Annotated in this window: 14 protein-coding genes; 7 read left to right on the forward strand and 7 right to left on the reverse strand. The window is 62.3% G+C overall.

What is annotated here, in order from left to right; all coding sequences use genetic code 11:
- Positions 1 to 6: 6 nt before the first annotated feature.
- The 3 genes from MKD38_RS19080 to MKD38_RS19090 all read left to right on the forward strand — a co-directional run bounded on the left by MKD38_RS19080 (position 7) and on the right by MKD38_RS19090 (position 1,481).
- Positions 7 to 567, forward strand: coding sequence for a cysteine dioxygenase family protein (locus MKD38_RS19080; RefSeq protein ID WP_252678951.1), 561 nt, complete (start codon positions 7 to 9; stop codon positions 565 to 567).
- A 95-nt stretch (positions 568 to 662) separates the two neighbouring features.
- Complete coding sequence (locus MKD38_RS19085; protein ID WP_252678952.1) at positions 663 to 1,229, forward strand: TSUP family transporter; 567 nt, start codon at positions 663 to 665, stop codon at positions 1,227 to 1,229.
- 33 nt (positions 1,230 to 1,262) lie between these two features.
- Positions 1,263 to 1,481 (forward strand): hypothetical protein, encoded by a 219-nt coding sequence (locus MKD38_RS19090; protein WP_252678953.1) that lies wholly within the window; start codon positions 1,263 to 1,265, stop codon positions 1,479 to 1,481.
- A 168-nt stretch (positions 1,482 to 1,649) separates the two neighbouring features.
- Here the strand turns inward: MKD38_RS19090 and MKD38_RS19095 are convergent, their stop codons facing one another.
- The 3 genes from MKD38_RS19095 to MKD38_RS19105 are packed head-to-tail and all read right to left on the reverse strand — an operon-like array spanning position 1,650 to position 4,372.
- On the reverse strand, positions 1,650 to 2,630 hold the full coding sequence (locus MKD38_RS19095) for a Bug family tripartite tricarboxylate transporter substrate binding protein (protein ID WP_252678954.1): 981 nt from the start codon (positions 2,628 to 2,630) through the stop codon (positions 1,650 to 1,652).
- Between the two features lie 48 nt (positions 2,631 to 2,678).
- Positions 2,679 to 3,683 (reverse strand): uroporphyrinogen decarboxylase family protein, encoded by a 1,005-nt coding sequence (locus tag MKD38_RS19100; RefSeq protein WP_252678955.1) that lies wholly within the window; start codon positions 3,681 to 3,683, stop codon positions 2,679 to 2,681.
- Between the two features lie 14 nt (positions 3,684 to 3,697).
- Positions 3,698 to 4,372, reverse strand: a complete 675-nt coding sequence (locus MKD38_RS19105) for a cysteine dioxygenase family protein (RefSeq protein WP_252678956.1) — start codon at positions 4,370 to 4,372, stop codon at positions 3,698 to 3,700.
- Here MKD38_RS19105 and MKD38_RS19110 point away from each other — a divergent pair.
- Positions 4,371 to 5,261, forward strand: coding sequence for a LysR family transcriptional regulator (locus tag MKD38_RS19110; protein ID WP_252678957.1), 891 nt, complete (start codon positions 4,371 to 4,373; stop codon positions 5,259 to 5,261). The genes MKD38_RS19105 and MKD38_RS19110 overlap by 2 nt on opposite strands.
- Before the next feature lie 165 nt (positions 5,262 to 5,426).
- Here the strand turns inward: MKD38_RS19110 and MKD38_RS19115 are convergent, their stop codons facing one another.
- From MKD38_RS19115 to MKD38_RS19125, 3 genes are all read right to left on the reverse strand, one after another.
- A complete protein-coding gene (locus MKD38_RS19115) occupies positions 5,427 to 6,392 on the reverse strand; it encodes a tripartite tricarboxylate transporter substrate binding protein (protein ID WP_252678959.1) in 966 nt (321 codons plus the stop codon).
- 243 nt (positions 6,393 to 6,635) lie between these two features.
- On the reverse strand, positions 6,636 to 7,889 hold the full coding sequence (locus MKD38_RS19120) for an MFS transporter (protein ID WP_252678961.1): 1,254 nt from the start codon (positions 7,887 to 7,889) through the stop codon (positions 6,636 to 6,638).
- A gap of 200 nt (positions 7,890 to 8,089) precedes the next feature.
- Positions 8,090 to 9,415: a tetratricopeptide repeat protein gene (locus tag MKD38_RS19125; protein ID WP_252678963.1), complete on the reverse strand. Its 1,326-nt coding sequence runs from the start codon at positions 9,413 to 9,415 to the stop codon at positions 8,090 to 8,092.
- A 218-nt stretch (positions 9,416 to 9,633) separates the two neighbouring features.
- Here MKD38_RS19125 and MKD38_RS19130 point away from each other — a divergent pair, with 218 nt between their 5' ends.
- The 3 genes from MKD38_RS19130 (at position 9,634) to MKD38_RS19140 (ending at position 12,593) form a co-directional block, all read left to right on the forward strand.
- Positions 9,634 to 10,437: an AraC family transcriptional regulator gene (locus MKD38_RS19130; protein WP_252678965.1), complete on the forward strand. Its 804-nt coding sequence runs from the start codon at positions 9,634 to 9,636 to the stop codon at positions 10,435 to 10,437.
- A gap of 23 nt (positions 10,438 to 10,460) precedes the next feature.
- Positions 10,461 to 11,123 carry a GntR family transcriptional regulator gene (locus MKD38_RS19135; protein WP_252679067.1) on the forward strand — a complete coding sequence of 221 codons (663 nt, stop codon included), beginning with the start codon at positions 10,461 to 10,463 and terminating at the stop codon, positions 11,121 to 11,123.
- A gap of 267 nt (positions 11,124 to 11,390) precedes the next feature.
- Positions 11,391 to 12,593, forward strand: coding sequence for a mandelate racemase/muconate lactonizing enzyme family protein (locus MKD38_RS19140; protein ID WP_252678966.1), 1,203 nt, complete (start codon positions 11,391 to 11,393; stop codon positions 12,591 to 12,593).
- A 34-nt stretch (positions 12,594 to 12,627) separates the two neighbouring features.
- On the opposite strand, the gene gcvA is transcribed toward MKD38_RS19140, so the two are convergent.
- The gene (gene gcvA, locus MKD38_RS19145) at positions 12,628 to 13,548 is read right to left on the reverse strand and encodes a transcriptional regulator GcvA (protein ID WP_252678967.1); all 921 of its coding nucleotides are present in this window, start codon (positions 13,546 to 13,548) and stop codon (positions 12,628 to 12,630) included.
- Positions 13,549 to 13,727 lie beyond the last annotated feature (179 nt).

The raw sequence follows: 13,727 nt of genomic DNA on the forward strand, positions 1-13,727 counted from the left end.
CATGCAATGAATCTGCCCAAGGTTTTTACCGACTTTATCGCCGGAATGACCCGGATCGTCGATACCGCTGAAGGCAACGAGCGCCGCATCCTCGATGCGGGCGAGAAGCTGCTTGGCGAGCTGATTGCCGTGGATAACTGGTTGCCGGAGGCGTACGCGCAGCCGCATCCGCAGTACTACGGCCAATACCTTCTCTATGCCGACCCGGGCGATCGGTTCTCGGTGGTCAGCTTTGTCTGGGGCCCGGGCCAGAAGACCCCGGTGCATGACCACACGGTCTGGGCCCTCATCGGCATGCTACGCGGTGCCGAGACGTCCGAACGATTCGAAGTCGCGGCGCCTGGCAAGCCGATGCGTTCCCTCGGCAAAGACATTCTCAAGCCCGGTCACGTCGATCGGGTGTCGCCGTCGATCGGAGATATTCACCGCGTGGCGAATGCGCATGACGACAGCGTGTCGATCAGCATCCATGTGTATGGGGGCGACATCGGAAAGATCTCACGTCATGTCTATGACGAGCACACCGGGGAGCAGAAGACCTTTATCTCCGGTTACACCAACGCCTAACTGGCACGCGGAAGAGAGCTACCTGGTCGGAGAGGGCAGGTAGCCACTGTATACCGAGGGTTCGCAATCTCGTTCTAACGCCTCACATCGCAGGCGTGACGGTCGAATCGGAAAAGCGCGTTGACGAGATCCTTGTCGCCGGCGTGCTCGAATCGTTTGGAGTCATGATGCTGGCTGGTGATGAGAAGGTTCACTTGCTGTTCCTGCTGTTTGTCGCGCTAGCGGTCTATACCTCGAATGTGACCGGATTTGCGCTGGCCCTTGTGCTGCTGGGGCTGGTCGGACTTACCGACATTGTTCCGCTGCCGGATGCGGTGAATGCGGTGACGGTCATCATCATCGTGAACGCCGGCCTTTTCCTCTACAAACGCCGTCCGTTACGCATTGAGCCGGCGATCAAACCTGCCATCACCGCGAGTCTGGCGGGTTCGCTTATCGGAATGGCTTTCCTTACCTACCTGGCCAATAACTCGTTCCACACCTTGCGTACCTTGCTGGGAATCTGCGTGATCGCGTGTGCCCTGGTTCTATGGAAGGTGGCGGAACCGTATCCGGAGCCCTCAGGCGCCAAGACGTTTGCGCTGGTCGGGGCGCTGTCTGGCGTGCTCGGCGGCATGTTTGCGACGGCTGCGCCGCCACTGGTGTATGCCGTCTACCGGTAGCCGTGGCCGGTGCAGGTCATCCAGGAGTCGTTGATGTTCAGTTTTGGCGTTGGCGCAGTACTGAGACTGGTGGTGATGGGTGTATCCGGCCAGATCAGCCCACTTGCTATCCAGCTTGCCGCAGAGGCGCTGCCAGTCGCTGTGGCGGTCACTGCTTTTGCCGCGAACCGTCAGCCACCAGTATCCAGGGCAACGCTCAAGCACCTCGTTTGCGTGCTATTGGTGTTCACCGGTCTTGGCATCTTGCTATAAGGCAGCTCGCCGATGCGAGGCCGGAACGTATTTGGATCTGAAAAAAGAGAACCGGGTATTCCCGTCGCGGCAATCGCCGTCGCATGAAGCGACGCTCGAAAAGCGTTCAGAGCCACAGCTCTGAACGCCCTTGTCTTTCCAGGTCAAACAGACTGTGCCGCTGCCGCCTTATTGCAGTTGAATATTCGCCTGCTTCACCACCGCCCGCCATTTGCTCAGGTCAGCTGACAGCGTGCTGGCGAGCCTGGCTGGATCGCCCCCTAGCGGGATCGCTCCCATCTCGGCCAGGGCTTTGGCTACGTCAGGACTCGTCAGCGTTCTGTTGATCGCCGCGTTCATGCGCTGAACGATCGGATCGGGTGTCCCCTTGGGCGCCAACACGGCAAACCACGTTGACGAGACGAGCAAGGGGTGTCCCAGCTCCGTCGTCGTGGGAACGTCGGGCAAGGCAGGAGACCGCTTTGCCGACAGGATGGCCAGCGCCTTGACCTTGTGCGCCTTGACCTGGCCAATGATGCCCGGTACCAGTTGGAACATCACCTGGATGTCGTTGGCGAGGAGGTTGGTTGTGGCTGTCCCCGGCGCGCTATAAGGAACATGGGTCATGCTGATGCCGGTCTCCCGGTTGAACAATTCTCCCGCCAGGTGCATCGAGCTTCCATTGCCTGAGCTGCCATAGTTGAGTTCTCCATGGTGCGATCTGGCGTATGAGATAAAGTCTGCCAACGCGTTCACCGGCAAGGTGTTGTTGACCACCAGAACGTTTGGCACCTCGGCAACCATGGAAACCGGCGTGAAGCTTGATTGGGGATCGAAGGGCAGTTTGCGGTACAGGCTGGGGTTGACGGCCAGCGTGCCAGCCCAGGACAGCAGAAATGTGTAGCCGTTCGGCTTTGCGGCGGCCGCCAGTCCGGCGCCAATGTTCCCGTTGGCCCCACCGCGATTATCGACGACAACGGTCGCATTCAGTTCCCGCTTGAGATTTTGCGCCAGCAGCCGGGCGATGGTGTCGCCGGTGCCGCCGCCAGCCGGCGCGGGAACGATCAGGCTGATTGGCTTGGACGGCTCCGGCCATGCATTGGCATAGCCCGCTTGCGCTGCTGCCAGCAGCGCGGCTGCAATGCTTACCTTGAAAACATGCTTGAACATGGTGTCTCCTGTTGTTGTACGTGTGCTGACCTTTGCGCTGCATTATCGCTACAACGCTACCGTGTTGTGGTCGCGCGCTGCTTCCACAACGGCTTGGATGGCGCTATCGGCGGTCGCGACCGGCAGCACGCATCCGGGTCCGATGATCAGGCGCCGGCCGTCGGTCTGCTCGATGGCGTCTATGACCTCGCCGGCAATATCCTGGGGGGTGCCGCGGACGAGCGTGTTGTGCTCGTTCAGCCCGCCCACCAGCACTTGCGAGAATTTCTGTCGAGCGCGCCGCAGATCCGGATCGGTCAGTCGATCATGCCAGTTGAACAACTGTACGGGGTAGCTGGAAAGCAGATCAAACATGATGTCATCGCCGTGGGCGTGAAGCATGTTGAACTGACAGCGGCCGCGCAAGGCTTCGAGTATTTCAATGTCGTACTTCGCACCGAAGCGCTCATATTCGGTAACGGTAAGAAGCCGGTGCGATGCAAGTTGGGTGGCCAGGAATATCCCATGCGCGCCCGCACGAATCGCGTCGAGACAGAAGTCGATGGTGACGTCGGTGATCACGCGCAGCGCGGCTTCGAGGGCATCCGGGTTGCAGCGGATGTCGGCAAACATGCCTTCCGTGGCGAGCTTGCGGGCTGTCGTCAGCGGGCTGAAAACCGTTTGCAGAATCGGTACCGAACCATTGAGCCCGCCCGCGGCTTGCGCCAGCGCAACGTTTTGCTGTCCCCACGACCCGGCTCGCGCGTTGAGGTGCCGGATTTTCTTCCAGTCTTCCGTGCGTTTGGCGGCGGCATTGGTCACGACCCGGGCGCCGTTCGTCGCGCCCGTATACGCGGTAGCTGCGCCCCAGTCTTCCACACTGAAAGTGCCGGGAGGCATGAACTTCACGAAGTCGAACCGCCACTTTTCCTGCCACGCTATCGTATGCCGGGCCAGCCTGCCGGGGTCCATATCTTCGACGGGGAAATGCCGCCAAAGCGAGATGGGAATCTGCTCCATGGCATCGCCGCGCAATACAGCGTCCATGCGTTTCCAGTGATCGATGTTCTTCACGATGGCAACTCCCTTCAAATTGTGGTCGGTTCCAGAAGCGGCAGGACGTTGTTGACGCCGTGACGCAGTTCCGTTGCGGGAACGCCGTATACGTGTACCGAGATGGCCGTTTCGCTGCGGCGATTGCGAATGCGATGAATCTGGTCCAGGCCTGCACGGCCACAGCCGCCGTCGCCCGGTCCTTTTAAGCCACTGTTAGCGGCGACCGCGCCGTGGCACGCGGCGTCGTATGAGAACCGCTCTTCGAAGAGTTCTCCCGAAACCACAGAGTAGGCGCACCAGGAGTGATGGGCATGTACCGGGCTGGCCTGGCCTTCCTTCCAAACCAGGGCAAGAACGGTGTAGCGGCGGTCCGGATCGCTATGCAGGACATGGCGCGCATAGCTTTCTTCGCCTGGTGTGCGTTGCGCCTCCGGGAGCCAGACCCCTGAGCGGAAGGCCTGCTGGATGGCCGCGCGGACGGCGCTGACATCGGTATCCCGGGCGTTGTCGAGAATCCCGTCTATGGCGTTAGTGAGGACCGCCAAGGCGGCCGAGGGAGACTGCGTTGATTTGCACATTTGCGATTTCCAAAAGGTCGAGCACAATGCCGGCAGGGCAAAGTCTGTCTGCGCAGACGCCTTTGGACAAACGAGTTGTGGCAAGACGAGAGTTTGAGAAATGCAAAGACTGATGCATTGCAGCATCATGGATTTGAAGCTTGTGGTGGCGATCGCGGATGCGGGAAACATGACGAAGGGGGGCGCGGCCTGCTTCCTGGCGCCTTCGACGGCAAGCCTGCGCGTCAAGCACCTGGAGCAGGTAATTGGCACAAAGCTGTTCAAGCGGGAGGCGCGCGGGGTTTCGCCGACGAGAGCCGGCCAAATCATGGTGGACCACTGCAGGCGGTGCCTCGGCGAACTGGAGGAGATGCACGTTAGCCTTGTGCCGTTCTCCGAAGATGTCCATGCACAGGTCGCCATCTACGCCAACAGCAGCGCGATCGCCAGCTTTTTGCCCGGCGACCTGCAAGGCTTCCTGAAAGCCCATCCCAAGGCGCGCATAACGCTTGAAGAGCACGTTAGCCGGGACATCCTCGTCGCGGTGGTCGAAGGGCGTGCCGATATCGGTATCCTCACGCAGGCCGAGCCCCATCCCGACCTTGTGTACTTTCCCTATCGGGAGGATGAAATCGTGCTGTTGCTGGCAGCGTCCGAACCATGGGAAGAGCGCGAACCCGTGTCATTCCTGGAGTGTCTGCGCTTCCCGTTTGTCAGCCAGCAGAACGGCTCGGCCATTCACTCCTTCTTGCTCGCCAAGGCGTCGGAACTCGGAAAACGCGTCGATGTGCGCATCCAGGTGGCCGGCTTCGCGGCGGTGGCGTCCATGGTTCGCTCCGGCGCCGGGGTGGCCATCGTTCCGCGTTCCGCCTTGGCGACCGTCAATTGCGAGGGGCTTCGCGTGGTGGCACTCAGGGATTCCTGGGCGAAGAGAACACTGAATCTCTGCGCACGCAAGGACGTGCTGGGTCCAAGAAGCTACGTCAGTGCGTTGCTGAACCTGCTGCGGCAAGGTTATGGCCAGGGCCAAGACGGATAACCGGTGGGGCGCACAGCGCGGTGAGCGTCAGCGCGCCATAGGTTTATTTTTTGCACGGCTCAGTTTTATCTCGGTTGACTTGCAACTTCTGCTTGCGTCCAACGAGCCGCGACAATGACTGTCGCGGCTCATGCCTGTGACGCTATGGAGGAGTTTGCCTCTGCGTTATTGCATACTGAGTCCAAGGCGCTTGACCAGCGCCTTTTCCTTGGTCTGCTCCTGCAGCATGAACTTGCGGAAGTCTTCGGCGTTCTTGTAGTCCGGTTGCATCAGATAGTCGTCCATGATCTTTTGCACTTCGGGATCACCCATTGCCGCATGAAATGCATCCTGAAGCTTCTTGACGATCTTCGGATCCATGCCGCGGGGCCCCGCCAGACCAATCGGCGAGGTGATGACGAGAGGGTAGCCGAGTTCCTTCAGGGTTGGTGCGTCAGGAAACAGCTTGCTGCGCTTCTCGGTCCAGACGGCAAGCAGTCTTGCCTTGCCGCTTTTCACCAATGGGATCCACGTGCCGCCTTCCACCTGTAGCTGCGTGTGTCCGCCCAGCAGGGCGACGCTCGTTTCAGAGCCCGACTTGAACGGCACGTGCGCGAGGTTGATGCCGGCCATGGCGCTGATCTGTTCCATGCCAAGGTGCGGGGTGGAGCTCTGGCCAGAGGTGCCGTACGTAATGGTGCCGGGATGCTTCTTCGCCGCGCTGACGACGTCGGCCCAGCTCTTGTAGGGGGACTGCGCCGCCGCCGTGATGGCAAAGGTGTAACCCATCAGGCCAACGATGTACGTGAAGTCCTTCTCGGGGTCCCAGTTGCTTTTCTGGATAAGCGGCAGGCGGAACAACGGTACCGATACCTGGGCGACGGTATATCCGTCTGGCTTCGCCGTCTTCGACATGGTCACGGCGCCCAGTGTCCCGCCTACTCCGGGCTTGTTCTCGACCACGAAAGGTTGGCCAAGCCGCCTGGCCGCAGCGTTCGCCAGTGTGCGAAAGACCACGTCGGTGGATCCGCCCGCCGCCCAGGGAATGACAAGCGTAATCGGGCGATTCGGATAGTCGTCTGCCCAGGCCGCGGTGGTGACGGCAAACGATGAAAGGGCAATGATGCCGGCGAGCCTTGCGCTGTACTTCATGACTGTCTCCCCTGTCTTGAGATCGTATGGATTCATGCACCAGTGAGGCGCGCTGTCGTGTCCGCAGGCAGGTCATACGGCCAGTCAGCGCGCTTGCATCCTTGGTGCGGCCGAGTCTAGGTTTCGCATGCCGGCAGCGTCAATTGACCCCTACCGAAGCTGACATTTCAGGTCCGGCGTTTCCTCCTATTGACAATCCGGTGACGTCGTCAGCGGTCTGTTTCGTCAGCTGGTCGCACTGCGTCAGCGCGCAGCGCGCGCCCGTAAGGACGTCAGCGCGAAGCCGGCCAGTCCCAGGATCGGGCCCGGAACAAGGAGCCATGTGGCGTCCAGGCCGACGCGTTCGATCAGGGCCGTTGTTGCTGCGATGGACACGACGGTGATGGCGAAGCCGATGGAGTTCTGGATCGCGAGGGCGCTGCCCACTAGTTCCGGCGGGCACGCTTTCGATGCAAGCGCGGAAAACTGTGGGGAGTCGGCCACGACGGAGGCTCCCCACAGCAGTAGCAAACCGAACAGGGGGATAGGCGACAGGACCTGCCAGCCTAGGGCGAATGCTATGGCGCACAGCCCGGAAATGCTCAGCGCGGTCAATGCCACCCTGGCGCTACCGACGCGCTGCGAGAAGACGCCACCGATCAGAGAGCCAAGCCCGCCGATCCCGATCACAATAAAGGCCAGTCCCGAGACACCGATGTCCGGGAACAGCGTCGGCAATGATGTGCGCGCGACAAGAACGGGTACCACGGTCCAGAAGGCGTAGAGCTCCCACATATGTCCGAAGTATCCCAGTGTTGCGGCTCGGAATGCATCAATACGGAAGACCTGGAGCACCGAGCGCGGCGCAGCGTCGGCCTTCTGTGCGTGCTGCGCTTGCCGAGGCTTTATGACCGAGTGGGGACCATCCCCAAGCGCCGCGATCACGCAGGCGCCGAGCAGGGCAAGTACCGAGGAAGCGGTAATGACAAGCTGCCATGGCAGACCAGCGCCCACCACGCGCATGGCATGCGGTAGCGCGGTGCCGAGGGTCAGCATCGCGACCAGTTGAGCCAGTGCTTGACCGGTTCGGTGCGGTGCCCAGCCAACAATGAGTTTCATCCCCATTGGATAGATGCCCGCCAGGCAGACCCCCACGCAGAAGCGAAGCGCCGCACCGCTGGCGAAACCCATCGACAACCAGGCAAAGGCGAGATTGAAGAGCGCCCCCGCAATCGCGCTTCCGACGAAGATCGAACTCGCGCGGAAGCGGTCCGCGCCTCCGCTCAGGGATATGCCGAGCGTGCCGAGGATGAATCCAAGCTGTACGGCGCTGGTAAGCCAGCCGATGTCGGACTCCGATGCATGCCAGACGCGCATCAGGTCGGCTGCGGCACTGTTCGCGCTGAACCACAAGGCGGTGCCGAAAAGCTGCGCGATGGCGATCGCCGCGACGGGCCCAATGCCGTGAACCAATAGCCGTCGAAGCCCCGTGGCTTCCGTAGTTGCGATGGAGGTCATTTGGAGTGATTGGCCGGGCAGGCCGATGCCTGCCGAGCGGCCGGGGAGGGACGTTGTTCCGGGAACAGGCAGGCGCCGCCTTGGCCCTGGCTGGACGCGGCGATCCTGGCATGCGCGGGAGCGAAGCAGGCCGGAGGAACGGCGAGAATCGACGGCCCCCCTTTGCGCTGTCGCTCAGTGGAGTCGTCCGTGGTGCGGCGTCAGGCCGCGGCGAGACCTTCCAGCCAGCTTGCGTCGCGGGGCGAGGGGCGGCGATGCAGCCGCTTGCTGAGCAGCGCCCGCGCCTTGGCCGCGTTATCGCTGCGCATCCATGCAACCAGCAGGGTGTCTTCCACGACCTCCCGCTGCGCCGCGCTGCCACCGATACGCACAACTTCGTGCGCCATGGGTTCCAGGAGGCTGGCGCAACCCAGGTAGTCTTGTTCGGCGAATGCCAGCGCAGCGCGGCAGATGGTCGGCACCACGGGACCGGCGGGAAGCTTTGCCGCCTCGATGAGTGCGTTCAGCGCCTCGACGCGCGCCTCGAGCGCAGCCCTGTCGCCACTGGCTGCCGCCACCAGCGCCATGTGAACGTCCGCGAACGGGAAGCCGGGCTGCTGGAAGTACCGCGAAGCATAGGCCGATGCATCCTGCCAGAGTCCCGCTGGCACCGGATGCCCGTAAGCCTGGAAGCGCCACAAGAACGAGGCCGTATCGCTCACAACATTGATCGGCACGCCAAGGGTGTTAGAGGGCGCGACGTACTGGTCATAAATCCCGAGCGCCTGCTCTGTGTCGCCCCGCTCCAGCGCAACCAGCGCGGCGTGCCAGGCGATGTGGCTGTGAAGGACGCCGCTGCGGTCGTAGCCGGGCAGCCAGTCCTCGATCAGCGCTTCCGCCTCGGTGCCAGCGCCGGCTTCATACAACACGTGTGTGAGCGCATGAACCGCGTTGACATTGTTCCGTCGCAATTGCAGCGCGCGCTCGGCGAAGGCGCGACCGCGGACGACATCCCCATTCTCTCCATGCGCCCAGCCGCGATAGGTCAGGAACCACCAGTCATCCGCGTCGAAATGCGCAGCATGATGCTCGCACAGGTCCACGCGTGCCTGGTCGTGGTCGGCCATGCCGGAGAATGCAAGCAAGCCGAAGGCGCCCAGCGGCAGAGAGAGGATCAGGATGTCCCGCGGCCAGCGGTCGGCGTGCTCGAGGGCGCCGGCCAGCGCCGTGGCCGACTGGCCGTGGATGGCCCGCCTCAGGACTTCGACATGGCTGCGCTCGCGCTCGGTGCCATGGCGCGCCGCCAGCTCCTCGGCGACGGCAATCTTCCCCTTGGCGTCGGCCGCCTCGGCGCGGATGGCGTGCAAGCGTGCGCGCGCAGCGTAGGCGAGCGCGAAATCCGGATCGGCCGCAATGGCGGCGTCGAGCGTCGCTGCCGCGTCCGGCCACAGGGACAGCAGCAGGTCGATGCCGGTCCGGTACCGGTCCGCGGCGACGTCAGAGGTCGTGGAGAGTTGCAGACCGTACCGGTCTTCGAAGCGCGCCATAAAACTATTCACTCCTGTGAGATCAAGGCCTGGGGCAAGCGGCAGCCTCCGGGTGCGCGGTGCATGCCGGAGGATCGCCATGCCAACTATTAAAGCCGAAGCCGTGCTGGCCGTCTTTCGACTAACGGTCAATCTATATAGAATAACTGCCAAGGGAGGGCAGGACCATGAGATGGGACACCATTGAGGCACCACACGGCGTAGCGCCGCCGCGGCCAATGACCGTGCGAGCGCAGTCGATTCCGCCACGCCATGCTTTTCCGGATCACGCCCATGCATGGCACCAGGTGGTCTATGCGATATCAGGTGCCTTGACCGTCACCATGCCCGGCGGCTCCTTTGTCATTTCTCCCGAACAGGCAGCTTGGCTGCCCACGGGGCTCCGGCACCGCGTCGGCTCGCTGCTGGGAGCGGAGTTTCGAAGTCTCTGGATCAGTGATGGCGTGGGCGGCGAGTTGCCGTTTGCCCAGGCGACTGTCTTCCGGGTCTCGGCCCTGCTGAAGGCGCTGATCGTCGAGGCGGCCGCGATCGATGGCACAGAAGACGTCGACGGCTACACCGGACGCGTCACGCATCTGATCATTGACCAGCTGCGCAGGGCCGAGGCGATTCCCGCCGCGCTGCCGTGGCCGCGCAGCGCGCCGTTGACGGCGCTGTGCGAGGCGCTGTACGCCGATCCTGCGGACGCCCGCGGACCGGAAGATTGGGGCCAGGTGCTTGGAATGTCGGCGAGGACGCTTTCCAGGCGCTTTGTCGGCGAGACCGGCATATCGCTACGTTCGTGGCGCCGCCGCATGCGCCTGTTCCGGGCGATTGAACTGTTGTGCGGCGGGATGAGCGTGACGCGCACGGCGATGGAGCTGGGCTACGGTTCCACCTCCGCGTTCGTCTACGCCTTCCGCCTCGACATGGGTTGCGGTCCGCAGGCGTTCATGCGCGGACGCGGTGACGAGGGCGACCGCCCTGTCGTGCTCGCGCCTGCGGCGATATCATCTGGCGCGCGCCGGTCATTGCCGGTTTGAGACTCGGGGAGACAGCCGTGCCAATGCATCTGGAAGAGGCCAGCCACGAACTTGAGATACAGGAGCGGATCAAGTCGCTGATCGTCCAGGGCGAGTTCGAGATGGGCCAGAAGGTCAGCGAGGAACAGCTGGCCCAGCGCCTGGGCATCGGCAAGGCGCCGGTTCGCCGTGCCATTGCATCGCTCGCCGCGATCGGCATCATTCAGGTCAGGCCGCGCATCGGCACCTTTATCTTCTCGCTGGACGAAGCGGAATTCGATCAGCTGAACCTGGTCAGGGCGTTGCTCGAATGCGCAGCCATCAGGCTGGCAATGGCCGCGGATGCGCGCGGATTTGCACAGGCCATGCGCCTGAACGTTGCCCGCGCGCAGGCGCTGGATTTCAAGGACAACTACCGGCGCGCCTACCGCGAGCTGGACCGGGAATTCCACAAGCTGTCCTTCGTCTATGCCGCCAACCCATACCTGACGGACGCCTACGAGACCCTGGACATCAAGATCTGGGCCATGAGGAGTCTGCTGACGTTCCCCGACTCCCACTTTCAATCCTCGCTCGCCGCGCACACGGCCATCGTCGCGTCGCTGGAAGCTGGCGACGTGCAAGGCGCCTGCGACCGGCTGCAGGAACATATCCGCAAGAGCTTCTCGGAGCGCGAACGCAATCTGCTGAGCCAGATCGATTCGTAGCCTTCGCAGCGCGCTGCGCCTTCAGCCCCTGCGCTCGTCAATCAGGGGAAACGTCAGGCCTGACATGTCAGGTCGCGTGCCGGTCAATTGACCATGCGCTCGCCCGATTTCTACACTCGCTCGCGACGAGTCGTGATCGGTGGCGAGTACGGATCCCTGCCCTTGCCACGACATCAGCGACTCGCTTTCCCGGTCCGTAACGCGCAGGCCAGCGCTTCGGCGCACGCACAGAGCGTTGTTGGATAAGCGATCACTCGTGGAGTAGACATGAAGATTACGAAAGTGGAGATTTTCGATTGCGAAGTCAATCGGAAGGATGCATCGATGGCGAAGTTCAACCCGGTCCTGCTCCGGGTGCACACGGATGCCGGTATCAGTGGCATCGGTGAGGTGGGTCTTGCCTATGGCGCCGGCGCCAAGGCGGCCGTTGGCATCCTGCGGGATTTCGCCTCGTTCATTATCGGCAGGGATCCCATGAAGGTCGAAGCCATCTGGGAGCTGCTGTTCCGCACCACCTACTGGGGCGCCGGCGGCGGGCCCGTGATCTACGGCGGCATGAGTGCCATCGATATCGCGCTGTGGGACATCCGCGGGCAGGTAATGGGGCAGCCGATCTATCAGCTGTTAGGCGGCAAGACCAATGATGATCTGCGCACGTACGCCAGCCAGCTCCAGTTCGGCTGGGGCGATGTGTACTCGCAAAACGTCACGCCCGACCAGTACGCGGCCAGCGCCCGCGCTGCCATCGAGGAGGGCTACGATGCGGTCAAGGTGGATCCGCTCCAGATCGGACGGGATGGCGTGAAGACGGGCGTCACCAGGATCAACCAGAAGCACTATGGCCTGTTGAGCCATGCCGAGCTTGAGATGGGCGTCGAACGCATCGCGGCGATTCGCGAAGCGGTCGGTCCCGGTGTGGATATCATCTGCGAGATTCATTCGCTACTGGGAACAAACTCCGCGATCCAGTTTGCCAACGCGATCGAGCCGTACAACATCTTCTACTACGAAGAGCCGGTGAACCCGCTGAACGCGAAGAACTTCGAGAAGATCGCCAGCAAGACGTCGATTCCGCTGGCGACGGGCGAGCGCTCCTATACCCGTTGGGGTTATCGCGAACTGCTCGAGAAGCAGGCGCTGGCGGTCGTCCAGCCCGACCTGTGCCTGGCAGGGGGCATCACGGAAGGCAAGAAGATCTGCGACATGGCCAATGTCTATGACGCCACGGTCCAGATCCACATCTGCGGCGGGCCGGTGTCGACGGCTGCGGCCCTGCATGTCGAAGCCGTTGTGCCGAACTTCGTGATTCATGAACATCATACCTATGCCTTGAAGTCATGCGTGCGCGAACTGTGCGTGCATGACTATCAGCCGGAAAGGGGGCGTTTCACGGTGCCTGATGCGCCAGGCCTCGGTCAGGCATTGAACGATGAAGTCGTGAAGGACTACCTCGCTTATTCGATCGAATAAAGTTTCGAGCCGGCGCCGCTGCAACGGGATAGGGCTATTCGCTGGGTAAGGCCGCTTCACTCAGCAGCCAGTTCCGGAATGCCTGCAACCGCGGCAAGCCGGCGCTCTCCGGCCGATAAACGACGTAGTAGGCCAACTCGGAAGGGAATTTCAACTTTGGGAAAAGCCGAACCACGCGCCCGGCCGCCAAATCGTCGCGAGCCATGACGCTGCGCGCCAGCGCCACGCCGCGTCCTTCGCTTGCTGCCTGCAACACGGCTGCGGAGTTGTTGATCTTCATGCCGCGCGAAGTCGCTACACCGGAGACGCCCATTTTCTGAAACCACTGGCTCCATGTGGGGAAGCCCGCATGGCCATCCATGGAGAGATCGTGAATAAGGGTGACGCCATCCAGATCACCGGGGCGGCGCAGCTTTCGATGCTGCCGCAGCAGCTCGGGCGAGCAAACCGGGTACACCTCCTCCTCCATGAGCTTTTCCGCAGTCAGTCCGGGCCACGTGCCGGTACCGTACCGCACGCCGATGTCCACCCGCTGCGCCACGAAGTCCACAGGCTTGAGGTTGGTTTCCAGCCGAATATCAGTATCAGGGCAGATGGCCTGGAAGCGCTCAAAGCGTGGCAGCAGCCATTTGGCAGCGAAAGCGGGGCTGACCGTGACGGTCAGTACTCCACGGACGGAACCCTCCTGCAGCCGTTCCAGGCCCAGGGATAGCCTGTCAAATCCGGCTCGGATGTCCGGCAATGCGCGCAGTGCGGCATCCGTGGCAGAAAGCCGTGCCCGACCACTGTTGCCCCGGACGAACAGCGGGGAGCCAAGCCAATCCTCCAGGCCCCGAACCAACTGACCAACGGCGGCAGGCGTGACGTTGAGCTCCTCCGCTGCTGCGGAGAAGCTCTCGTGTCGTGCGCTGGCTTCAAAGGCGCGCAGCGCGTTCAGATGGACCGGAAGCTTCATCTCGGTAAATTTTTTCTTTCAATCGCGGAAATTTTATCTCGTTTGCCGGGGGGTTGGGTTTAGCGAAGAATTGGCGGTTATGGAGCACAGATGATGATCGGATGGTCACGCATCCCGAGAGCCGATGACGCATCCATGGGCGGATAGTTTCCCTTCCAGATGGCATTGGGCCATCGATG

The sequence above is a fragment of the Cupriavidus sp. WGlv3 genome (assembly GCF_023952475.1).
Classification (GTDB): domain Bacteria; phylum Pseudomonadota; class Gammaproteobacteria; order Burkholderiales; family Burkholderiaceae; genus Cupriavidus; species Cupriavidus phytorum.